24 protein-coding genes and 1 other RNA gene are annotated in these 21832 nt (G+C 53.3%); 13 read left to right on the top strand and 12 right to left on the bottom strand.

Features of this window, described 5'->3' with window-relative positions; all coding sequences use genetic code 11:
- The first annotated feature begins 19 nt into the window (after positions 1-19).
- Positions 20-604, top strand: coding sequence for a GTP cyclohydrolase II (ribA, locus tag HNQ57_RS03660; RefSeq protein ID WP_184461268.1), 585 nt, complete (start codon positions 20-22; stop codon positions 602-604).
- A gap of 83 nt (positions 605-687) precedes the next feature.
- Here the strand turns inward: ribA and dxs are convergent, their stop codons facing one another.
- The 3 genes from dxs to HNQ57_RS03645 form a co-directional block, all read right to left on the bottom strand.
- Positions 688-2598, bottom strand: a complete 1911-nt coding sequence (gene dxs, locus HNQ57_RS03655) for a 1-deoxy-D-xylulose-5-phosphate synthase (RefSeq protein WP_184461267.1) — start codon at positions 2596-2598, stop codon at positions 688-690.
- Between the two features lie 82 nt (positions 2599-2680).
- Positions 2681-3598 carry a polyprenyl synthetase family protein gene (locus tag HNQ57_RS03650; protein WP_184461266.1) on the bottom strand — a complete coding sequence of 306 codons (918 nt, stop codon included), beginning with the start codon at positions 3596-3598 and terminating at the stop codon, positions 2681-2683.
- A 3-nt stretch (positions 3599-3601) separates the two neighbouring features.
- Positions 3602-3835, bottom strand: a complete 234-nt coding sequence (locus HNQ57_RS03645; RefSeq protein ID WP_184461265.1) for an exodeoxyribonuclease VII small subunit — start codon at positions 3833-3835, stop codon at positions 3602-3604.
- A gap of 148 nt (positions 3836-3983) precedes the next feature.
- Here HNQ57_RS03645 and HNQ57_RS03640 point away from each other — a divergent pair, with 148 nt between their 5' ends.
- Entirely contained in the window at positions 3984-4523 is a 540-nt protein-coding gene (locus HNQ57_RS03640; RefSeq protein WP_184461264.1) for a DUF924 family protein, read from the top strand.
- 41 nt (positions 4524-4564) lie between these two features.
- Positions 4565-5113, top strand: coding sequence for a hypothetical protein (locus HNQ57_RS03635; protein ID WP_184461263.1), 549 nt, complete (start codon positions 4565-4567; stop codon positions 5111-5113).
- Positions 5114-5141: 28 nt separating this feature from the next.
- On the opposite strand, the gene mscL is transcribed toward HNQ57_RS03635, so the two are convergent.
- Positions 5142-5594, bottom strand: a complete 453-nt coding sequence (gene mscL / locus HNQ57_RS03630) for a large-conductance mechanosensitive channel protein MscL (RefSeq protein WP_184461262.1) — start codon at positions 5592-5594, stop codon at positions 5142-5144.
- Positions 5595-5917: 323 nt separating this feature from the next.
- Here mscL and HNQ57_RS03625 point away from each other — a divergent pair, with 323 nt between their 5' ends.
- Positions 5918-6724, top strand: a complete 807-nt coding sequence (locus HNQ57_RS03625; RefSeq protein WP_184461261.1) for a hypothetical protein — start codon at positions 5918-5920, stop codon at positions 6722-6724.
- Positions 6725-6775: 51 nt separating this feature from the next.
- Here the strand turns inward: HNQ57_RS03625 and HNQ57_RS03620 are convergent, their stop codons facing one another.
- On the bottom strand, positions 6776-7165 hold the full coding sequence (locus HNQ57_RS03620; RefSeq protein ID WP_184461260.1) for a hypothetical protein: 390 nt from the start codon (positions 7163-7165) through the stop codon (positions 6776-6778).
- Positions 7166-7415: 250 nt separating this feature from the next.
- Between HNQ57_RS03620 and HNQ57_RS03615 the strand changes: the two genes are divergently transcribed.
- Complete coding sequence (locus HNQ57_RS03615) at positions 7416-8186, top strand: SDR family NAD(P)-dependent oxidoreductase (protein WP_184461259.1); 771 nt, start codon at positions 7416-7418, stop codon at positions 8184-8186.
- Positions 8187-8202: 16 nt separating this feature from the next.
- Entirely contained in the window at positions 8203-9147 is a 945-nt protein-coding gene (locus HNQ57_RS03610; RefSeq protein WP_184461258.1) for an alpha/beta hydrolase, read from the top strand.
- A gap of 140 nt (positions 9148-9287) precedes the next feature.
- Here the strand turns inward: HNQ57_RS03610 and HNQ57_RS03605 are convergent, their stop codons facing one another.
- Both HNQ57_RS03605 and serA read right to left on the bottom strand, forming a co-directional pair.
- A complete protein-coding gene (locus tag HNQ57_RS03605) occupies positions 9288-9659 on the bottom strand; it encodes a hypothetical protein (protein ID WP_184461257.1) in 372 nt (123 codons plus the stop codon).
- An 18-nt stretch (positions 9660-9677) separates the two neighbouring features.
- Positions 9678-10904: a phosphoglycerate dehydrogenase gene (gene serA / locus HNQ57_RS03600; protein WP_184461256.1), complete on the bottom strand. Its 1227-nt coding sequence runs from the start codon at positions 10902-10904 to the stop codon at positions 9678-9680.
- 92 nt (positions 10905-10996) lie between these two features.
- On the opposite strand from serA, the gene HNQ57_RS03595 reads away from it, so the two are divergent.
- Both HNQ57_RS03595 and HNQ57_RS03590 read left to right on the top strand, forming a co-directional pair.
- A complete protein-coding gene (locus tag HNQ57_RS03595; RefSeq protein ID WP_184461255.1) occupies positions 10997-12406 on the top strand; it encodes an FAD-binding oxidoreductase in 1410 nt (469 codons plus the stop codon).
- Positions 12407-12421: 15 nt separating this feature from the next.
- On the top strand, positions 12422-13087 hold the full coding sequence (locus HNQ57_RS03590; RefSeq protein ID WP_184461254.1) for a fumarylacetoacetate hydrolase family protein: 666 nt from the start codon (positions 12422-12424) through the stop codon (positions 13085-13087).
- A gap of 130 nt (positions 13088-13217) precedes the next feature.
- On the opposite strand, the gene rpiA is transcribed toward HNQ57_RS03590, so the two are convergent.
- Positions 13218-13889, bottom strand: coding sequence for a ribose-5-phosphate isomerase RpiA (gene rpiA / locus HNQ57_RS03585; RefSeq protein ID WP_184461253.1), 672 nt, complete (start codon positions 13887-13889; stop codon positions 13218-13220).
- Between the two features lie 240 nt (positions 13890-14129).
- On the opposite strand from rpiA, the gene ilvA reads away from it, so the two are divergent.
- Positions 14130-15647: a threonine ammonia-lyase, biosynthetic gene (gene ilvA / locus HNQ57_RS03580; RefSeq protein WP_184461252.1), complete on the top strand. Its 1518-nt coding sequence runs from the start codon at positions 14130-14132 to the stop codon at positions 15645-15647.
- Between the two features lie 9 nt (positions 15648-15656).
- Here ilvA and HNQ57_RS03575 read toward each other — a convergent pair whose 3' ends face one another.
- The 4 genes from HNQ57_RS03575 to HNQ57_RS03560 all read right to left on the bottom strand — a co-directional run bounded on the left by HNQ57_RS03575 (position 15657) and on the right by HNQ57_RS03560 (position 17057).
- Positions 15657-16274: a 5-formyltetrahydrofolate cyclo-ligase gene (locus HNQ57_RS03575; protein ID WP_184461251.1), complete on the bottom strand. Its 618-nt coding sequence runs from the start codon at positions 16272-16274 to the stop codon at positions 15657-15659.
- A gap of 71 nt (positions 16275-16345) precedes the next feature.
- Positions 16346-16526, bottom strand: a non-coding RNA gene (gene ssrS, locus HNQ57_RS03570) — 6S RNA.
- Between the two features lie 52 nt (positions 16527-16578).
- Positions 16579-16887 carry a cell division protein ZapA gene (locus HNQ57_RS03565; protein WP_184461250.1) on the bottom strand — a complete coding sequence of 103 codons (309 nt, stop codon included), beginning with the start codon at positions 16885-16887 and terminating at the stop codon, positions 16579-16581.
- Positions 16884-17057: a TIGR02449 family protein gene (locus HNQ57_RS03560; protein ID WP_231856169.1), complete on the bottom strand. Its 174-nt coding sequence runs from the start codon at positions 17055-17057 to the stop codon at positions 16884-16886. The genes HNQ57_RS03565 and HNQ57_RS03560 overlap by 4 nt, the downstream gene beginning before the upstream one ends.
- Positions 17058-17289: 232 nt before the next feature.
- On the opposite strand from HNQ57_RS03560, the gene HNQ57_RS03555 reads away from it, so the two are divergent.
- The 4 genes from HNQ57_RS03555 (at position 17290) to HNQ57_RS03540 (ending at position 21793) form a co-directional block, all read left to right on the top strand.
- Complete coding sequence (locus HNQ57_RS03555) at positions 17290-17871, top strand: UPF0149 family protein (RefSeq protein ID WP_184461249.1); 582 nt, start codon at positions 17290-17292, stop codon at positions 17869-17871.
- Positions 17872-17989: 118 nt separating this feature from the next.
- The gene (gene pepP / locus HNQ57_RS03550) at positions 17990-19321 is read left to right on the top strand and encodes a Xaa-Pro aminopeptidase (protein ID WP_184461248.1); all 1332 of its coding nucleotides are present in this window, start codon (positions 17990-17992) and stop codon (positions 19319-19321) included.
- Positions 19308-20564 carry a 2-octaprenyl-6-methoxyphenyl hydroxylase gene (gene ubiH / locus HNQ57_RS03545; RefSeq protein ID WP_184461247.1) on the top strand — a complete coding sequence of 419 codons (1257 nt, stop codon included), beginning with the start codon at positions 19308-19310 and terminating at the stop codon, positions 20562-20564. The genes pepP and ubiH overlap by 14 nt, the downstream gene beginning before the upstream one ends.
- Positions 20564-21793, top strand: coding sequence for a UbiH/UbiF/VisC/COQ6 family ubiquinone biosynthesis hydroxylase (locus HNQ57_RS03540; RefSeq protein ID WP_184461246.1), 1230 nt, complete (start codon positions 20564-20566; stop codon positions 21791-21793). The genes ubiH and HNQ57_RS03540 overlap by 1 nt, the downstream gene beginning before the upstream one ends.
- Positions 21794-21832: the final 39 nt, after the last annotated feature.

Here is a 21832-nt window from a genome sequence, read left to right as displayed (position 1 = left end):
TTTGCTCGTGGAGATACCCGTGGCGGTTAGTTTTATAGAATCCTCTAAGCTTCCCACCCCCTGGGGCGTGTTTGATATACACGGCTTTGAGGACACAGAAAACAGCAAGGAACATGTCGTGCTCACTCTTGGTGACGTAGGCGACGGTGAACCTGTGCTGGCGCGGGTGCACTCTGAGTGTTTAACAGGTGATGCCCTATTTAGTATGCGCTGCGACTGCGGCTCGCAGTTGCGTGCGGCGCTGGAGGCCATTGCCACGGAAGGGCGTGGCGCGCTGTTTTATTTGCGCCAAGAAGGTCGCGGCATTGGCTTGGTCAATAAAATCCGTGCTTACAAGCTGCAGGATGCCGGCGCGGATACCGTTGAGGCGAATGAGCAATTAGGTTTTGGCGCCGATATGCGCGATTACAGCTTGCTAGCGGTCATGTGTGAGCATCTACAAATCAGTAAAGTTCGCCTGATGACCAATAACCCGCGTAAGGTAAAAGCCCTTACTGATCAGGGTGTTGATGTGGTTGAGCGGCTTCCCCTGCAAACAGGCCAAAACCCCCATAATGCCAAATACCTCGCAACAAAGTCAGGTAAGCTGGGGCATTTGTTTTAAGTGGTTAGCCGTATTCTTTAAGCTGACCATTGCGGCAATGCTTTTATTGTAGCAATGGTTGGTGTTGCATCATCGGGCTGAGCTTAGTGGGTGTTCTTGAACTCGAGTATTTGCGCTACCCGCTGACGAATGCTGGCAACTATTCCCACGTCATCCAGACCGATATCACAGAGTAATTGGCCGTGTTTGCCGTGATCGATAAACACGTCAGGTAGGCCCAATTGTAACACCGGCATCCAGCGATTTTGCTGATTTAGGTATTCGCTTACCGCGCTACCGGCGCCACCAGCAATGACATTTTCCTCTAGGGTGACGAGAAGGTCGTGGTCGTCAGCTAAGGCGTCAATTAAGTCAGTGTCGAGGGGTTTTACAAAACGCATATCGGCAACGGTGGCATCGAGCTCTTCTGCGGCGTTTAGCGCCGAAGCGAGTAGGGTGCCGAAGCTGAGAATGGCGATTTTTTGGCCTTGGCGCTGAATGCGACCTTTACCAATTTCCATAAGATGCATGTCTTGTTCAATGCTTACGCCCGGCCCAGTGCCGCGGGGGTAGCGCACGGCTGCTGGTCCGGGGTAATGGTATGCGGTGTGTAACATTTGCCGAGTTTCGTTTTCGTCGGCAGGTGCCATAACGATCATGTTTGGAATGCAGCGTAAAAAGCTGAGGTCAAAGGCACCGGCATGGGTGGGGCCGTCTTCGCCAACGAGTCCGGCGCGGTCAATGCCAAAGGTCACGTCGAGGTTTTGCAGGGCAATATCGTGAATTAGCTGGTCGTAGGCACGCTGCAAAAACGTGGAGTAAATCGCGACAACGGGCTTTAAGCCGTCACAGGCCATGCCTGCGGCCAAGGTTAGGGCGTGTTGCTCGGCAATGGCAACGTCGTAAAAGCGGTCGGCAAAGCGCTCTGAAAAATCGAGCATGCCTGAGCCTTCACACATGGCCGGGGTTATGGCGACGAGCTCCGGGCTTTGTTCGGCTTGGTCGCAAAGCCAACGACCAAAAATATCCTGATATTTCGCTAGAGTGGGTTTCACAATCGGTGCTTGGCCGTTGCCGGGTTTAGGCTCGATTTTAGAGATGGCGTGAAAACCGACTGGGTCTTCTTCGGCGGGGCCGAAGCCCTTGCCCTTTCGGGTGCGGATATGGAGCATTTGCGGGCCGGGTAGCTCGCGCAAATTGCGCAGAGTAGGCACCAATACATCGAGATCGTGGCCATCAATGGGGCCGATATAGTTGAACCCCAGCTCTTCAAATAAGGTGGCTGGCGATACCATGCCCTTCATATATTCTTCGAGTCGGGCGGCGAGATCCGTTGCTGAGCGTGGGAATTTCTTCAGTACGGATTTGCCGCCAGAACGTATCTGGTTATAGGTCTTAGAGGCCCACATTCTGGAAAAATAGGTGTTTAGCCCGCCGGTGCTTTTGGAGATCGACATTTGATTGTCGTTGAGTATCACCAGCATATTGGCGCCGGTGTGGGTGGCGTGCGTAATGGCTTCAAAGGCCATGCCGGCGGTCATGGCGCCGTCGCCAATGACTGCGACGGTGTGGCGGTCGATATTTTGTTGGCGAGCGGCAATGGCCATGCCCAGTGCGGCGCTAATACTGGTGCTGGAGTGGCCCACACCAAAGGTGTCATAGGGGCTTTCTTCGCGCTTTGGGAAACCTGCCAAGCCCTTGGCCTTGCGCATACCGCTCATTCGCTCACGGCGACCGGTGAGTATTTTGTGGGGGTAGCACTGGTGGCCAACATCCCAAACTAGGCGATCTTCCGGCGTGTTGTAAATATAGTGCAGGGCGACTGTCAATTCGACCACCCCGAGTCCCGCGCCAAAATGGCCGCCGGTTTGGCCTACTGTGTAGAGCAGGAATTCCCGCAGCTGGAGGGCCAGTGTTGCTAGCTCAGCTTCGTCGAGACGGCGCAGGTCTGCCGGGCTGCCGATGCGATCGAGCAGTGGCGTGGCTGGTCTTGTAAGGGGAATTTCCTGAAACATTAAGCGCGGGGCCCTGAACCGATGAAAGGTCGAGATTGTAAACGAATTTGCGGTGATTTACCTATTTAAAGCGGCCTGCGTATCAGTGCTGGCGCGCAATGATGTAGTGGGAAAGATCCCGCAGTGGTGCGGCGCGCTCGTCGAATCCCGTCAAGGCTTGTAGCGCTTCGGCATGGAGGTCTTGCGCTAGCTGCTTAGCGCCGTCTATACCTAGCAAGGCGGGAAATGTGGGCTTGTTTAGCGCTTGATCGGCGCCTTGAGTTTTACCTAAGGTCTCGGTATTGCTCTCGATGTCGATAATGTCGTCTTGCACCTGAAAGGACAGGCCGATAGCTTTACCATAGCGGTCTAGCGCAGCGAGTTGCTGCTGGTCAGCCTCGCACCAGGTGGCGCCCATCGCAATGGCGACGCGGATTAAGGCGCCGGTTTTTAATTGGTGCATGGTTTGTAGCGCGGCGAGATCCAACTGTTGATTTACGGCAGCGAGATCAATTGCTTGACCGCCAACCATGCCCCTGGGGCCCGCGGCGGCACTTAATTGTTGAATTAAGGCGAGTTTGGCCTCGGCATTTGTGCCGGGCAAGGTGGCGATAACTTCAAAGGCGCGGGCTTGCAGCGCGTCGCCAACCAGTATTGCGGTGGCCTCATCATACGCAATATGACAAGTGGGTTTGCCTCGGCGCAAGTCGTCATCGTCCATGGCGGGAAGATCGTCGTGAACAAGGGAGTAGGCGTGGATCATTTCTATTGCGCTGGCAATGTCGTCCAATCCGGCGCGGCTGTCGTGGCCGAGGGCCTGGGCTGTGGCGTATACCAAGCTTGCCCGCACTCGTTTGCCGCCGTTCAGTACGCTGTAAATACTGGCCTCGCCCAGCCTTTGTAGGCTGCTGCTGGCATCTGCGTCTGCATATTCGCTGCCGATATTACCAAGTAGGCTGGGCAGTGCTTGCTGGACACGTTGTTGGCAGTGCGCGAGGAAATTGGCGAAATCTGGGGTCATTAATCAATCTTCCGCAACGAGGGTTTTACTAACGATTTCTCCGTCTTTGTTCATTAGTAGCTGTACTTTCTGCTCGGCGTCGGCCAAGGCTTGCTGGCAGTCTCGACTTAATTGCATGCCGTCTTCAAAGGCTTTTAATGAATGTTCGAGACTGAGATCCCCTGATTCCATGTTTTGCACGAGCTTTTCCAGCTCAGAAAGGGCGGTTTCAAAATTCACTGTTTTTGCCTTGGCCATGACATGCTCCCTAAGTGTTGCGATGATTGCGTATTGAGCTCGGCTATTCTAGCAGTGTCGAGGAGATGAGGGTAATTGCGAACTTACTATGGTTGCCTAAAGAGGGCTAAGGTATGCTGATGAATCGTTAGGATGGGCGAAGGCTTTAATGCATTTTCAAAAAATTATCGATTTTTGGTTTAATGAGCTGCCCGCTTCGGCGCATTTTCGTAAAGACCCAGATCTTGATCAATATATAGCCAATCAATTTGGCCGGGTTCATCAGGCAGCCGTTGCTGGCGAATTGTATTCTTGGCGCTATAAGGCAATGGGCCGCTTGGCCGAAATCATCGTGCTAGATCAGTTTTCACGCAATATCTACCGCGACCAGGCCAAAGCGTTTGCTGCCGACGGGCAGGCCTTAATTTTAGCGCAAGAAGCAATTCGGGTTCGCGCCGACGAAGACTTGAGTCAACTGCAGCGGGTGTTTATGTATATGCCTTATATGCACAGTGAGTCAGGGGCTATTCAAAATGCCTCGCTTCGCTTATATGAGGGACTGGGCTTGGCTGATAACTACCGTTTTGCGATAAAGCACCAGCAAATCATAAAAGAATTTGGCCGCTACCCCCACCGCAATGCTGTTTTAGGCCGCGAATCGACGACCGCCGAAATCGCCTTTTTGAAAACGGCAGGTTCATCTTTTTAAGCGCGCCGATTCTGGCTCGTGCAAAGTAAATGGAGATATCAATGCGCGCATTATTGCCGCTGTGTTTAGTAGTTTGTTTCATTGTGAGTGCGCCGGCGCATGCCGAGTGTGGCTACCCAGATAGTGATCGCGGGCAGGCGCCAGATTGGCTGTGTGGTAAAGGTGATTTTGAGGGCGCTGGATTCTTGGCTGTTGGCGACAAAAGCCGGATGCCGTCGATTTCATTGCAAAACCGCTTGGCGGGTAAAACCGCAATGACCGCTGTGGTATCGAAAATTTATGCTCACGCGGCTGCCGAACTACAGGCGGAATTACCGGAGAGCCTGCAATTATCCGTGACTAACCGTGTCGACTGGGCGCAAGTTGCGCGCTTTAAAGGCATTAGCGTGCTTGAGAAAGCGGTGAGTCCCCAGCGCCACCTCTATGTCTTGGCTGGGGTGGAAGCTGAACTTCAAGCGGGCATGGTTTACACCGCAAGACGAGAAATATTAGCGTCAAATAAAGCGCAGATAATTGCTTCGTTGGGCAAGGACGTCTGGCGCAAACTCAATATGCCCATGGATAAACCCATGACTGATGCTCAGCATTAGCATTTAGTCGCTGACTACCATGCATCTCCTAGGGCGTTAGCGTTGAGGTGCAGTGCGGGCACCGGCTGGCCTTAATCGCAATTTTAGATAGGCATTGCGGGCAGTCTTTGGTGCTTGGCGCCGCAGGGGCAGTCTCCTCCGCTTTTTGCATATTGTTCATGCTTTTAATCAGCATAAAAACCGAAAAAGCGACAATAACAAAGCTGAACACCGCATTGAAAAATACCCCGTAATTGACGGTTACTGCCCCGGCAGCTTGAGCTGCCGCCAAATTGGCGTAGGGGCCGGCAACGGCGCCGTCTTTTAAGATGACAAATAAATCAGCAAAGTTGACCCCGCCGAGTAATAGCCCGATGGGCGGCATAATGACGTCAGCAACTAGGCTTTTGACAATGGTGCCAAAGGCGCCGCCGATAATAATACCCACGGCCATATCTACAACATTTCCGCGCATGGCAAATTTTTTAAATTCAGTCAACATGGCTTTGGTTCTCTTGTTAATTGAAGGTTGGTTTTACGAGGTTTTTCCACAGCGGTCGAGTTTACTTATAGAAGTAAAGTTCCGGCGATGCCAGAAAATGCGCAGGGGGCTGTCCATTTTGGCGCTTATCTTGAGGGGGTGCCCTTGGCTCTGTGGCGTATTTTGGTGCGTGGCAATGGTGTTGTGATTAGTAAAGCAGGTTAGGCGACTGCAAAGGCTTGGTAGGCGCGGCGCTCGCGTGAATTTAGGTCTGGGGTAAATCTAGGCTCCATTTTTGCTTGTATGGTGTTAAGCCATCCCTGTTGATTTTGGAAAAGTAAATAATGATGTTGATATCTTCGTCAAACCTACGTCGAACCCTAGCGATAGTGCTTTGCTTTACTGCGATGGCAGTGCATGCCGCCACGCCACTTTCTGAACTGTACAGTGCAGTACCAAGGCCGCCAGCGGATGTCCCCGAGGCGCTTACGTGGGTCAGCGATGGGGAAATAGTGCACGGCAAGTTTGTCGCGGTAGCGGCGGCCTTGGCGGCTGAACGCGCAAAAATTGCGACACTGAATGGCGGCACAATGCCGAGCATACCGATAACAGTAGCGACTAGTGTCCCAAATAGTGTTGAGGTGCAGGCGGCGGCTCGCAGTTTTGCTGATTACTTGGCGCACGCCCAGGGTGATGCAGCGCCTAAGGCTGTGCTTGGCAAGCGCAAGCGTTGGCTACAGGCGGCGTTTGGGCGAAATCAAATGGAGATCAGCAAGAGCATGGCGCCCTGCGACATGCCCTGTACGGATGTGGCGGTCATTGAAGCGAATAAGCGGCTTATTAGCCGCCGAGACTATGAGTTAAAAACTGAAATTCGGGCGTGGAACGCGATGTTCGACGATTGGAAAACAAAGCAATTTGGCGTGCTAATCGCCGGTGATGCTCGTATTGAGGCCGCGGGCGGCGGTGCGGCAGCAACAGTGCAGGGGCACTCGATAATAGCGAGTTATCAGGCGGCGATGCTCGATGAAATTGAGTTGCTACTGTCGATTACGAAATTATGTGTACTGCGCGCCGAGGCCATCGTTAAGGGGTTGGATGGCTCCGAGCCAGATGCAATCAGTGGTGCGACCAAAAAGGCCGCTAAATAAAGTCGCGGCGCAGCACCGTCGCGACGGTGCTGGCTGATTTCTCTGCAACTGTTAGCGGGCGTAGCGAATCGTGAGTGCCGTTGTTGCGCCCCAGACCCCATTGATGGCTAACACAAGAATCGGGGTATATAGGCCTAGCTCTAGGCCGCCTAAGCCTTTCTGAGCTTGCGGGAAAATGAGGAATAGTTGAACAGCTGTTGGGAATAGACTCAGCACTAAGCCCTTGCTAAGTGGGCGTGATGTCAGCATTGGTAGAACAAACAATAAACCCCAAATACCTCCCCAGACAATGCGTGGATAAAGCCAGCTTGGCGTTAGATTGGGCGCAATGGCAATACCTAGGCGAGTGGTTATGCCTTGGTCGCCAAGCAGCCAAATGGCCAGGCTATTAACAAGAGCGCCTAGGCAGCCTGCGGCAAAAAAGATCAGAAATTTTCTCATGTGGGCTCTCTTTAGATTTAGGTATTGCTGCGCACGGCCTAGCTTATAGGGTGCGGCCAATATAGTAGCTGATATTTTACCCCGCTACGTGGTGATCTTGCGTCTTACGAATTAGTAATAGCCTGGTGGTATCCGCGTGGCGCAATAAGGGGCAAAATGACGGCCTTTACACAAGTTTGTAACAGTGCCGAGCTTAGATTGTTGGCCCAGCTGTTGCGGTGGTGAATAAATAAACATAATGGCTGTAGCGATGACGACTGAACAGAGAACAGAGATTGCCTTAATTACCGGCGCCTCGGCGGGTATTGGCAAGGCCTATGCTGAGCACTTGGCGCCGCGTTGTAAGGCAATGGTGCTGGTGGGGCGCGATGAGGCCAAATTGGCTGCGCTGACCGAGGATCTTACGCAAAATGGGTTAACGATTTATAGTCTCGCCCTAGATTTAAGCAGCAGTATTGGGGTGGCGAGGGTGATGGAAGCAATTCGCCAGAAAGGCCCCATCAGTTTGCTGATTAATAATGCCGGCTTTGGCACTAATGGCCGATTTGCTGAGTCAGATTTGGATGAGCAGCAGGCCATGGTGAATTTGCACTGCAACGCGACCTTGGCATTGTGTCGTGCAGCCTTGCCTTATATGAAGGAGAACGGCGGCGGTCGGATCATTAATGTGTCGTCACTGGGTAGCTTTTTTCCGTTAAAGAACGCTGCGGTATACGGCGCCAGCAAGGCATTTCTTAATGCTTACTCCGAGGCTCTGCAATTAGAAGTGCGTCGCGATGGGATTAAAGTGCAGTGTCTTTGCCCAAGTTATACTCATAGCGACTTTCATCATCGGGCCCCCCTGAAAGGCATGGATAATAGCGGAGTGCCCGCAGAAATGTGGTGGACTGCAGAAGCGCTTGTGGCGTTCAGTTTGGGCGAGCTCTATAGCGATAATGACGCGGTTATCTGTGTTCCTGGTGAGGATGGCCGTCAATTGGCCCATCAGGCGCTATGCGCTTCTGCCGAAAAATTCAAATAAGAAGAGTGTTGTAATAATGCTGTGGTCGCCCAAGCTAGAACGCCAAGCCATTCCCGCTTTGCCCGATATGACGATTGACGCTGACATTGCCAAGCTGTCTTGGGCGGAGAATTACAGTGCCTATTACGGTATTGATTTTAGACGAGAATATAGTGGTCTGAGGCATTTGATCGGTGGTTTTGACAGCGCCGGTGAGCGTATTGCTATGCAGGTTTTTATGCTGCCCGGCGCCCATAGCACAGCCTTTGTCTACCATGGCTACTACGACCATGTTGGTTTATTCGACAACGTAATCAATTATTTTTTAAAGCATGGTTACTCGGTGGTGGCCTACGACATGCCGGGCCATGGCCTGTCCAGTGGCGAGCCGGCCGCGATTGACGACTTTATGCGTTACCGCCAAGTGCTGAGCGATGCTTTTACGGTGGTCGCCGATTTTGGCCTGCCAGCGCGACGTATTGGCTTGGCGCAGAGTACTGGCTGCGCCGTGCTCATGTCGCATTTACTCAGTGGCGGCGAAGGTGATTTTGAGCGAGTGGTGTTAATGGCGCCGCTGTTAAAGCCCTGCGAGTGGTGGTGGGGTAAGCCTGCGCACAGCATTTTAAAATATTTCATTCATAGCCTGCCGCGCAAATTCGCTGATAATTCAGACGACCAAGCGTTTTTGGAGTTTCTCCGCGAGCGCGACCCACTTCAGGCCAGGACCTTACCCGTAAGCTGGGTTGGCGCGCTGAAAAAATGGCAGCCGTGGTTTCTCAAGCAGGGGCCGGTGAAGAGTTCTATTTTAATACTGCAGGGTGATGCCGATGAAACGGTAGAGTGGCGTTATAACCTGCCGCGTATTAAACAGAAGTTTCCAAATGCAAAAGTCGTTTTCGTAGCGGGTGCGCGCCATCATTTGGCGAAAGAGAGTGAAGCGTATCGGGAGCAGTTGTGGCAGGCCTGTGATGATTATCTTTGAATGAGTCGGCCGTCGGGGGTCTGACGTCTGACGTCTGACGCAGTAGTGTGTTCGTTAGATAATTGCGCGTGAATTAAAGTAGCTGTAGGCTGCTTTTGAACTTTTCGTCCGACTTCAGACGCCAGTCATCCGACGTTTACTCAACCTACCGACGGCGGCGTGGTATTTGCCACCCACTCCCACCACTGGTGCTCACCTTCTGGCTTGTCCATATCTTGGCAGCGATGTACGTCCCAGGTGACTAAGTAGTCTGGGTCGCTAATCGCTTCGCCGTCGCCGGTTTTGTAATTGCCCGTAGGGGCAATAAACCACGGCGAGGTTGAGGAGGGGATAGTGAATTCGTCTTTATTACTCTGGCGCAGGGTAATGCCGTCTTTGGCGGTTACCCGCACCACAGTGCCAGCGAGCATGCGCTGCTGCAGGGTGTCGCCATTGATGTCGTAATAGCTTATACCGACCAGTGCGCGTTTATCGAGCAGCGCGGCGAGTTCGGCGTTTAAAATATCAGACATAAATGACGTTACCTTTGCTTAGAACAATACGCGGCAGCGTATCGTACCTTTCACATCGAGCAGCTTTTCTACCGCAAATTCGCTAGAGGCTTCATCGATATCGATAACCACATAGCCAACCTTCTCGCTGGTTTGCAGATACTGGCTGGCGATATTGATGTTGTTTTCAGAGAAAATTTGGTTAATCGCGCTGAGTATGCCGGGCACATTGTGGTGGATATGCAGAATACGGTGCTTGCCGGGGTGAGCCGGTAGCGCTACTTCAGGGAAATTAACTGAAGAGGTGCTGGTGCCGTTGTCTGAGTATTTTACCAGTTTGTCGGCGACTTCCATGCCGATATTTAGCTGTGCTTCAACAGTAGAACCGCCAACATGGGGTGTTAAAAACACATTGTCGAATTCGCGCAGTGGGGAGATGAATTCGTCATTGTTGCTACGCGGCTCTTCTGGGAATACGTCAATGGCGGCGCCAGCGAGCTTGTTGTCGCGCAGGGCGTTAACAAGGGCGTCGATGTCGACCACGGTACCGCGCGCGGCGTTAATTAAAATCGCGCCAGTTTTCATTTGGGCAAATTGATCTGCGCCCATCATCATCTGGGTAGATACGGTTTCAGGCACGTGCAGGGTGACAATGTCAGAGGTCGCTAATAGTTCGCCCATGCTAACTTGGTTGGCATTGCCCAGCGGCAACTTATTTACCACGTCGGTAAAGCACACTTCCATGCCCAAGCTTTCGGCGATAACAGATAACTGCATACCAATTGAGCCGTAACCGATAATACCAAGGCGCTTGCCGCGAATTTCGTAGGAGCCTACGGCGGTCTTCATCCACTCGCCACGGTGGGCAGCGGCGTTTTTCTCGGCTAGACCACGCATTAGCAGAATCGCTTCGGCAATCACGAGCTCGGCAACTGAGCGAGTGTTAGAGAAGGGCGCGTTAAATACCGCAATACCACGCTCGGTGGCGGCTTGCAGGTCAACTTGGTTGGTGCCTATGCAAAAACAACCTACCGCAATCAGCTTTTTGGCTTCATCTAGCACTTCAGCGGTGAGCTGGGTGCGTGAGCGAATGCCAACAAAATGGGCGTCAGCAATTTTTTGCTTTAGCTCTTCGTCAGGCAGGGCCTTTTGGTAGTAGTCGATATTGGTATAGCCGGCCGCGTGTAGGGCATCGACAGCGGACTGGTGAAGTCCTTCCAACAGCAGGAATTTGATTTTGGCTTTGTCGAGGGATGTTTTTGCCATGAATTTGCTCGCCCCACTCTGAGGTAAAGTGAAAGCGCAGTATGTTATCATATTACACTTTCCCAAGTGCGATTCTGAGAGGCATTTTTACCATGTCGGCGAGCCAAATACCGTCCTCTGCTAGCGTAATTAAAGACTTACAAGCCATTGTCGGCGAGGACAAGGTCCGCAGCGATGCTGAAATCCTCCTCAGCCACGGTCGCGACTGGACCAAAGTCCACACTCCAGCGCCCTTGGCGGTGGTTTTCCCCCGCACGGTGGCCGAGGTGCAAGCCATTGTTAAACTGGCCAATAAACTGGCATTTGCGATTGTGCCCTCGGGCGGCCGCACCGGTCTGAGTGGCGGCGCGGTTGCGGCCAATGGTGAAGTCGTGGTGTCTTTCGATTATATGAGTCACATCAGCGACTTCGACCCCATCGACCGCACGGTGGTTTGCCAAGCGGGGGTAATTACTGAGCAATTGCAGGATTTTGCTGAAGATCGCGGCCTGTTTTACCCCGTAGACTTCGCTTCGGCGGGCTCTTCTCAGATTGGCGGCAATATTGCCACCAATGCCGGCGGCATTAAGGTTATTCGCTACGGCATGACCCGCGACTGGGTGGCGGGTTTGAAAGTGGTTACCGGCAATGGCGATTTGTTGGAATTGAATCGCGGGCTGTTGAAAAACAATGCTGGCTACGACCTGCGTCAACTCTTTATTGGCGCAGAGGGCACCTTGGGGCTGATAGTTGAAGCTACCATGCAGCTGACTCGGCAGCCCAAAAATCTCACTGCCTTTGTGCTGGGGGTCGATGATTTTAACGGCATTATGAATTTGTTTAATCGCTTTCAGGCCGAAATGGACCTGACCGCCTTTGAGTTCTTCTCCGAGCAGGCACTGCAAAAAGTGGTCGCCCACAGCAAAGTGCCGCGGCCCTTTGAGTCGGTCTGCCCGTATTACGCTCTGCTGGAATTCGAATGCCTTAACGATGAAGTTGAGGCACAGGCTATGGCCTTGTTTGAAGCCTGCGTGGAAGAGGGTTGGGTTAGCGACGGCGTGATGAGCCAAAGCATAGAGCAGCTTAAGAATTTGTGGCGCCTGCGCGAGGATATTTCCGAGACCATTTCTAAGTGGACGCCCTATAAAAACGATATCTCCACCGTGATTTCAAAGGTGCCGGATTTCCTTGAGGCCGTCGAGAAGCTAGTAACGGCACAGTACCCCGATTTTGAAATTATTTGGTTTGGCCATATCGGCGACGGTAATTTGCACCTGAATATTCTTAAGCCTGATGATTTGGATAAAGAAACCTTCTTTGCTCAGTGCGCCAAGGTCAGTGTTGGGGTGTTTGAAATTGTTGAGAAATTTGGCGGCAGCGTGTCGGCAGAGCACGGAGTGGGCCTGCTGAAAAAAGACTATTTGACTTATTCGCGCTCCGAGACGGAAATCGCCTTAATGCGCCAAGTGAAGCAGATATTCGATCCCAAAGGCTTGATGAACCCCGGCAAAATATTCGACTAAGGCGGAGCGGCCCCAATGAATTTGTATCGTCACCACTTTACCGACGGCAGTGAGTTTGCCGCTGTGCCGGGCAAGCAGGTCTGTGTTGGTCGCAACTATGCCGAGCACGCCAAAGAGTTGGGCAACGAGATCCCCGACACTCCGCTGTTGTTCATGAAGCCCGCCACCGCCATGGTGGCGATGGCGGAGCCTTTGGAATTGCCCACTGGCGATGGCAGCTGTCACCACGAGCTGGAATTAGCCTTGTTGATTGGGCAGCCCCTGAGTCGCGCCGCGCCAGGTCAGTGCCGAGCTGCCGTCGCCGGTATTGGCTTGGCCTTGGATCTAACCCTGCGTGATTTGCAGAGTGAGTTAAAAAAGAAAGGCCAACCCTGGGAGCGCGCCAAGGCCTTTGATGGCGCCAGCCCGCTGTCGGCGTTCATTGCCTTTGAGCAAGACTTGGATTTTGCTTCGTTAAAGTTGCGCTTAACGCGCAATGGCGGCGTGCAGCAGCAGGGCAGCTGCGCCGATATGCTGTTTTCGGTCGAAACCCTGCTCAGCGAAATTAGCCACAACTTTAGCTTGATGCCCGGCGATGTGGTGCTGACCGGCACCCCCGCAGGGGTCGGTCCACTGTGCAGTGGTGATCATTTGTTGTGTGAGTTGGAAGGTTTGCTGAAGGTGGAAACGGTAGTTCTTTGACGGACGTCGGAAGTCTGGCGTCTGACGTGAAGGCGGCGGTGTGCAGTTTTTGAATTTAGCGTCGGACGTCCGGCTTCTGGCGCCAGGCTAAGTTTTTCCGTCTGTCGTCAGACACCCGACGTCCGACTTTTCAGGCCTTCAGCGTTTTCACGCCTTCTGCCGTTCCCAGCAGCAGCACATCCGCAGGCCGACAGGCAAACAAACCGTTGGTGACTACGCCGGTTATATTATTAATCTGCTCTTCGGTTTTTTGCGGGGTGGCAATCATAAAGTCGTAAACATCTAAAATGATATTGCCGTTGTCGGTGACGACGCCTTCGCGGTAGACCGGATTGCCGCCGAGTTTAACCAGCTCCCGCGCTACATAGCTGCGCGCCATAGGGATGACTTCTACTGGCAGCGGGAAAGCGCCGAGGCGGTCGACCAGTTTGCTGCCATCGGCAATGCAAATGAATTGCTTGCTCGCGGCGGCAACGATTTTTTCGCGGGTCAGCGCGGCGCCGCCGCCCTTAATGAGCTCTAGGCGTTCATTCGCTTCATCGGCGCCGTCGACGTACACCGCGATAGTGCCGCAGCTGTTTAATTCCAGCACTTCGATGCCGTGCTTACGCAGGCGCTGAGCTGAGGCTTCGGAGCTGGCGACGGTGCCTTTGAGCTCATTTTTGAAATCAGCAAGCAGGTCAATAAAGAAATTGGCGGTAGAGCCGGTGCCAACACCGATGATTTCGCCATCTAGAATAGCGGGCTTGATGTGGTTGATCGCGGCTTGAGCTACCGCGAGTTTTAGCTCATCTTGTGTCATGGTTGGGCCTTGCCGTGGCGTTGTGCGAGAGGTGTTTGGGTCACGATTATAAAATTTGCAGCGGCCAATTGCGAGGCGGATTTCAGTTTGGTGATCGCGAGTGCTGTCATAAGGTGGGATTGCGCGGGCTGGGTGAATCGCGGCTAATGCTGCGCTTTGCACTGAGACGCGGTAGACTTGCCCGCTGGAATTTTAGCGTTGCAGCCACGGCTGGCGTGTTAATGGAGACTGCGTAAAGCGATGCCCCAAAGCTATATAAAGAAAATCCTCAAAGCCCGTGTCTACGACGTGGCCATTGAATCGCCCGTGGATGAAATGCCGCTGCTGAGCAAGCGCTTGGCCAATAACGTATTGCTTAAGCGCGAAGATTTACAGCCGGTATTCTCTTTTAAGTTGCGCGGCGCCTATAACAAAATGATCAGCCTCAGCGAGGAAGATCGGCGCAAGGGTGTCGTGGCCGCCTCGGCGGGTAATCACGCACAGGGTTTGGCCTTGGCGGCATTAAAACTCGGAGTGAAGGCCACTATCGTTATGCCCAAAACCACGCCGCAAATAAAAGTGGATGCGGTGCGCTCTCGCGGCGGCAAAGTGGTTTTAGTTGGCGACACCTATGATGAGGCCTCGGTATTCGCTAAAAAGCTGGTTGAAGAAAAAGGTATGGTTTACGTCCACCCTTATGATGACCCAGAGGTCATTGCTGGCCAGGGCACCGTGGGTATGGAGATTTTGCGTCAGGTAACGGGTCCCTTAGATGCGGTGTTTGTACCCGTTGGCGGCGGTGGCTTGGCGGCTGGTGTGGCGGCCTATATTAAATATGTACGCCCAGAAGTGAAGGTCATTGCTGTCGAGCCAGAAGATGCCGCCTGTTTGAAATTGGCGATGGAAAAAGGTCGGCGAGCGATATTGCCAGAGGTCGGTATATTTGCTGACGGCGTGGCGGTGGCGCAAATCGGCAAGGAAACATTTCGGGTCTTGCGCAAAACCATCGACGGTTGCATGACCGCGACAACCGATGAGATTTGCGCGGCAATAAAAGATATTTTTGATGACACGCGGTCTATAGCCGAGCCTGCGGGCGCATTGGCATTGGCGGGTTTGAAAAAATACGTCGAAGAGAATGACTGCCGCGGTCAAACGCTGCTGGCCATCGACAGCGGCGCCAATACCAATTTTGATCGTCTGCGCTATATCGCTGAGCGCACTGAGATCGGCGAGCAGCGCGAGGCAATACTCAGTGTCACGATTCCTGAACGTCCGGGCAGCTTTAAGAAATTCTGCGCGGCATTAGGGCGACGCAACATCACTGAATTTAATTACCGCTATAGCGATGATCGCGATGCCCAAATTTTTGTTGGGGTGTCGGTGGCTGCCGGTGGTGGTGATCGCAATGAGCTCGTGGCGGCGCTGCAGCAGTTAGATTATCCGGTGGCGGATTTCACCGATAACGAAATGGCCAAACTTCATATTCGCCATATGGTGGGTGGTCATCGCCCAGCTGCGATTGAAAATGAGTTGTTGTACCGTTTTGAATTTCCGGAGCGGCCCGGCGCGTTGATGAATTTTCTGACCAAACTGGGGAATCGCTGGAATATCTCGCTGTTCCACTATCGCAACCACGGTGCAGCCTATGGCCGGGTGCTGGTCGGTTTGCAGGCAACAAAAGCGGAGCGTAAGGAAATAGAGGCCTTCCTCGATCAGCTGGCGTACCCCTATAACGAAGAAAGCGATAACCCTGCGTATAAGTTGTTTTTGAGCTGAGGCGTGCTGCTAAGCTTTACCCCGGCTGCGCTTAGGAATGATTACCGCGCGGTCGGTAATAATCATGTCTAAGCCGATATCCCAGTCGTCTACTGGCAGCGCCGAGACCTCTTGGCAGTGATGGGCGATGCCAATTAATAATGGCTTTTGCTGCGCGCTACGCTTTTTAAAGGCAAAACAGCGGTCGTAAAAGCCACCCCCCATACCTAGTCGCCCGCCGTTTTTGTCAAAACCCGCCAGCGGAAGCAAAACAATGTCTAATTGCGCCGGCGCGATAGCGCAATAGCGCAGGCCTGCGGGTTCGCCAATGCCGTAGCGGTTTAGCTGTAGGGCTTGGCGGGGGTGGAAACGCTGGAAGCTCATACGTTTTTGGCCCGCGCCACCCAAATGAATGCGTGGCAAATAACAGCGCTTTTTCTGCAGGCTCGCGTGGCGCAATAGGTATTCTGGGGAAATTTCGCCATCACTGGCCATATAAGCGGCGATATGACTGGCGCGGCGGTAGACGCTGAGTTTGATGACGCGTTGCATTAATTGCTGGGCAGCCAGGTGTTGCTGATCGGGTAAAATCTGCCGGCGGCGTGCTCTGAGGCTTTGGCGTAGCTGGTTTTTAAGCGCTGAGTTCATGAAGCCATTATAGCGTCAGAAGGGCTAGTCTTGATAAGTGTTTAAGATTGGGAGCGCGCGATGAGTGTCGTAAAAGCCCCAAGATACCGCTGGCCGCGTGGCCCTTGAACCCAGCGGTTCAAGGTGGAGCACTCCGCGAGATCGTTAGGCTTTCCGACAAGCGGACATGCACACAGATCTCGGCTAAAGCGCTCCGGGTATAAAAGCATCGGCTCAGGGGTCTAGACGGCCTAGCAAATATCCCAGGGTGGAGGCCAGTATACCGCCAGCGTTGGCCCAATAATAGGCCGGGGAAGTAAGGGGATTAACTAATATCCATTTGCCGGCAGCGATGAAGGGTCTCTTCCGCTTTGTCGTTAATGCGCTTCACCGCTGCGGTTTCGGCCTCGCTAGGCGTTGCATGCTTTTTATTTTGCAGCATTTCGTAGCTGATATTCAGTGCCGCCATTACCGCAATCCGCTCTAGGCCAACAACCTTGCCAGAGGTGCGAATGCCGCGCATTTGCTTGTCTAAATACTGCCCTGCCTGCATGAGTGCGCCCTGTTCCTCTAGCGGGCAGGCAACTTGGTATTCTTTGTCGAGAATTTTTAAGACGACGGTTGGGGTGCTCACGATTCTTTCTCCAGTGCGCGTAGCCGCTGAATCATGGATTCAATCTTGGCGCGGGCAATATCGGTTTTTTCGATCAGTTGTTCGCGCTCGGTTCGCCAGTGTCTGGCGTCGGCTTTTAGAGCACGATTTTCCTTGTCTAATTGTTCACACAACTGGACAAGCTCATCCACTTTTCGTTCCACAAGTTGCAGCTGTCGCTCATCCATATTTAGATCGCGTCCGTACCCAGAAAAAGATCGGATTATAGTAGAGTGTGGCTCGTATGTGGGTCAATGCAATTAAGCTGTGCCGTAATTGCCCCTGCTTCGCCATAAATCTTTATTATTCATCCCATTAGATATTCGATTTTAGTCCTGTGCAGCGCTACCATTGCGGGCTTACCCGTATTAATGGACGTTTATCATGGCCGCCAGTTTAGAACACGACGATCTCGCGAATCTTTTTCTCAGTCTCGGTGCATTACAGCCACCCGCTGAGCTGCACGGTTATGCTGCAGGCTTTATTTCGGTAGGTGGTCGCTTAGAGCAGGATGGCTGGTTGCAGCACTGTGTAGACCTGCTGGACTGCGAGGCGCCAAACCCAGAGCAAAGTGATGCTCTGTATACCGTGTATTGTACGGCGCTGCTAGGCTTGGAGTCTGGTGAAATGGATTTAGAATTACTGCTGCCTGACGATGAATTTGACCTGGATCAGCGTATTGCCAGTCTCGGCCAGTGGTGTCAGGGTTATTTAACCGGCTTCGCCATGGCGGGTAAGCAAAAAGTCGATGGCGACAAGAGTTACTCTGAAGAGTTGACCGAGGCGATTAGTGATATCGCCGCGATTGCCCAGGTTTCGGCTGATGAAGGTGACGACGAAGAGGGCGAACAGGATTATTTCGCCGTCAGCGAATATGTGCGTATCGCTGCCATGACGATATTTGCCGAATTTAATGCGCTGTCGCCAAACTACGGTGATGAGGATGCCAGCGGCCGACTGCACTGATGTGAGCGGCTAATTGTTACGCTTGCCCTGTGATAAGCTCGGTGCTGAGTTTTGCACGTAAGCCGAGTGTACACTTAGAGCGATTTTAGCGATCTATATTGCGAACAATGAGATAAACATGAGCATAAGCAAGCAGGAATTTGCCCGTCGTCGTAAAAACCTAATGGCCTTGATGGAGCCCGGCAGCATCGCCATTATTCCGGCGGCTAAGATGGTGAGCCGCAATAGCGATACTGAATACCCCTTTCGTCAAGACAGTGATTTTTATTATCTCAGTGGCTTTGACGAGCCAGACGCCGTGTTGGTGCTTCTGCCGGGTCGCGCCAACGGCGAAGTGGTGTTGTTTTGCCAAGATCGCGATCCGGCGATGGAGTTGTGGACCGGTTATCGCGCTGGGCCAGACGGTGCTTGCGCAAACTACGGCGCCGATGATGCGTTTCCCATTGCCGATATCGACGATATTTTGCCGGGCTTATTAGAAGGGCGGCAGCGGGTGTATTACGCCATGGGTCGGCACACTGAGTTTGATCAGCAGGTTATGCAGTGGGTGAATGTGATTCGCTCCAAGGTGCGCACCGGCGCTCAACCGCCGGGTGAGTTTTTGGACTTAGATCACCATCTGCATGATCTGCGCTTGTATAAGTCGGCTGCTGAGCAAAAAGTGATGCGCCGCGCCGGTGAAATTTCTGCTGCGGCTCATTGCCGCGCGATGCGTTTGTGTCGTCCCGGTGTTTTTGAATATCAGCTGGAAGCCGAAATACTCCACGAATTTGGCCGCAATGGCGCCCGTTATCCTGCCTACAGCAGCATTGTTGGCGCCGGTAAAAACGGCTGTATTTTGCATTACGTAGAAAACAGCTGTGAGATTCGCGATGGTGACCTAGTGTTGATAGACGCGGGTTGTGAGCTGGATTACTACGCCGCCGATATTACTCGCACCTTCCCGGCCAATGGTCACTTCTCTCCCGAGCAGCGCGCCCTCTACGAGGTGGTTTTGGACTCGCAAAAAGCGGCGATAGCCACGATTAAAGCCGGTAATCACTGGAATCAGGCCCACGATGCGACGGTGCGGGTAATTACGACAGGCTTGGTCAATTTGGGTTTATTGGCTGGCGAGGTTGATGCCTTAATTGCCAGTGAAGCTTACAAGCCCTTTTATATGCACCGCGCTGGCCACTGGTTGGGCATGAACGTACACGATGTCGGTGACTACAAAGTCGGCGGCGAGTGGCGGGTGCTAGAAGAAGGCATGGCAATGACGGTCGAACCGGGAATTTATGTTGCACCAGATAACCTTAATGTCGACGCTAAGTGGCGGGGTATCGGTATTCGTATTGAAGATGACGTGGTCGTCACCAAAACCGGCTGTGATATTTTAACGGCGGCGGTGCCCAAGGAAATTGACGAGATTGAAGCGTTAATGGCGGAGGCCCGTCTTGCCGCGCACTGATTACGATGTAGTGATTGCCGGGGGGGGCATGGTTGGCGCGAGCTTGGCCCTGAGCCTTTATGGGCATAGCAAGGGCGATTTGCGGGTGCTGGTGGTTGAAGGTTTCCCGCTGCCGCCCGTGGCGGAATCGGGTGTGCCAGCCTATCGCCCTAGCTTCGACGCACGCTCTACGGCGCTGTCTTTCGGTAGTCAGCAGATTTATCAGACATTGGGTGTTTGGCCTTTGCTGCAAGAACACCTGAGTACTATCGCCAAAGTCCATGTGTCGGATCGTGGTCATTTTGGCAGTGTATTAATGACCGCAGAGAGCCAGGGCTGGGAAGCGCTGGGTTATGTAGTGGAGAATATGTGGCTGGGCAATGTACTGCTCAACCATTTGCGCCAGCATAGCAATATTGAATTTTTGTCTCCCGCCAAGGTTAGCGCTATTCATGTCGGGGATGGTTACGCCACCCTGAGTTTGCAAGAAGGCGAAAATCAGCGTGACATCACAACTCAGCTTGTTGCCGTGGCCGATGGTGCAGAGTCGGGTTTGCGCAATCAATTAGGCATTGCCGCCACCGTTGCGGATTATCATCAGCTCGCGGTCATCGCCAACGTGGCCACTGAGCAGCCTCATAAAGGCTATGCTTACGAGCGTTTTACCGAGCGTGGCCCCTTGGCGCTGCTGCCATTGGTTGATGACGGCAGTGGCCAGTCGCGTTCGGCCTTGGTGTGGACCTTCCCTGAAGCAATGGCAGATGAGGTTATGGCGTGGTCTGATGAGGCGTTTTTGGCTGAATTGCAGCGCAATTTTGGCTACCGGCTGGGGCGACTGCAAAAAGTCGGGCAGCGGGCGTCGTTTCCCTTGCAGCTAATGCAGGCCGAGGAGCAGGTGCGCCGCCAAGTGGTGGTGATGGGCAATGCTGCCCATTCCCTGCACCCCGTCGCTGGGCAGGGTTTTAATCTCGCGTTGCGCGATGCCGACAGCCTCAGTCGCCTCCTGGCGAAAGCACATAGCGAGAGGCGCGCCTTGGGCGACTTGAATTTATTGCAGCGTTATTTGGCGAGCCAAGAAGTGGATCAACGTTTGACCACTGCCTTCTCGGACCAGCTTACTGGCATATTCAGCAATCGCCAGCCGGTGCTGAGTGTGGTGCGTAACTTGGGTTTATTGTTATTAGATGTCACGCCCGCGGCAAAATCGCGTTTTGTGGCTCGGGCCGCCGGTATAATGCCGGGTTCGTCAGCGGAGTCTTTGTAATGCCGGCAAGCGTCACCGAATTTGATCTGATTATTGTTGGCGCTGGCTTGGCCGGCGGCGCATTGGCGGTAGCCCTGGCCGATTTGCCTTTGAAAGTGGCTTTAATCGAGGGGCAGGCGGTGCGCGAAGGCTGGCCGCCGCTGGAGGAAAGTGTTTTTGATTACGATGGCCGAGTTAGCGCGCTTACTGAAGGCTCTCGGGAGTTTCTCGAGCAGCTCGGGGTGTGGTCAGATATTTGTGATCGGCGAGTCTGCGCTTATACCGATATGGAAGTGTGGGACGGCGAGGGCACCGGCCGTATTCATTTTGCAGCCAGCGAAGTTAAGCGTGCAGCGCTGGGGCATATTGTTGAAAATCGCCTGCTCAATGCCGCGTTAATGAATCGCCTGCGGGATTCGGCGGGGGTGAAATGCTATTTTGCCAATCCCGTTGCCAGCTTAGAAAAGCAGAGCGGCGGCGTGGCCTTGACCTTGGCCGATGGCCGAGTGTTGCGCAGCCCCGTGGTGGTTGCCGCCGATGGCGCTAACTCTCGTATTCGCGATTGGGCGGGCTTTGTGACGCGCGAGTGGGATTACCACCACCACGCGATAGTGGCGACCATCGAAACCGCCGAAGCCCACCAAAATACCGCGTGGCAGCGTTTTCAGCCCGAAGGGCCGCTGGCGTTTTTACCACTGCCTGATACGGCTGGAGAGCAGCGTTACTGCTCCATTGTGTGGTCAGCCTTGCCAGAGCAGGCCGAGCAATTGATGGCACTGGATGACGAGGCGTTCTGTCGGGAGTTGGGTGCAAAATTTGAGCATCGGCTTGGCAATATTATCGCTTGTAGTCGGCGGCTGAGCTTTCCGCTGCGCCAGCGTCACGCAGCCGACTATGTGAGTGATGGCGTTGTTTTGCTCGGTGACGCGGCGCATACCATTCACCCTCTTGCTGGGCAGGGTATTAATCTCGGTTTTCAAGACGCTATGGTACTGGCTGAAGAGTGTCGTCGCGCCCATGATCGGGGCTTGTCCTTGATCGAGTCCGGTATGTTGAGTCGTTACCAGCGCCGTCGCAAAGGTGGCAATTTAGCGATGATGGCGATGATGGAAGGTTTTCAGCATCTGTTTGAAACCCCCGTTATGCCGCTGCGCTTGTTGCGCAATAGCGGTATGAGCTGGCTGAATAAAGCATTGCCCCTAAAGCGGCAGATTATCGCGAAAGCGATGGGCATTTCTGGGCCGCTGTGATGTTGCAGTAGGCAGCCATACCTTCTTAATGTTGAATAA

The organism is Zhongshania antarctica, from assembly GCF_014202945.1.
In the GTDB taxonomy this organism is placed as follows: Bacteria; Pseudomonadota; Gammaproteobacteria; order Pseudomonadales; family Spongiibacteraceae; genus Spongiibacter; species Spongiibacter antarcticus.
Note: the sequence above shows the minus strand (reverse complement) of the source record. Positions and strands in the feature narration are given on the sequence as shown.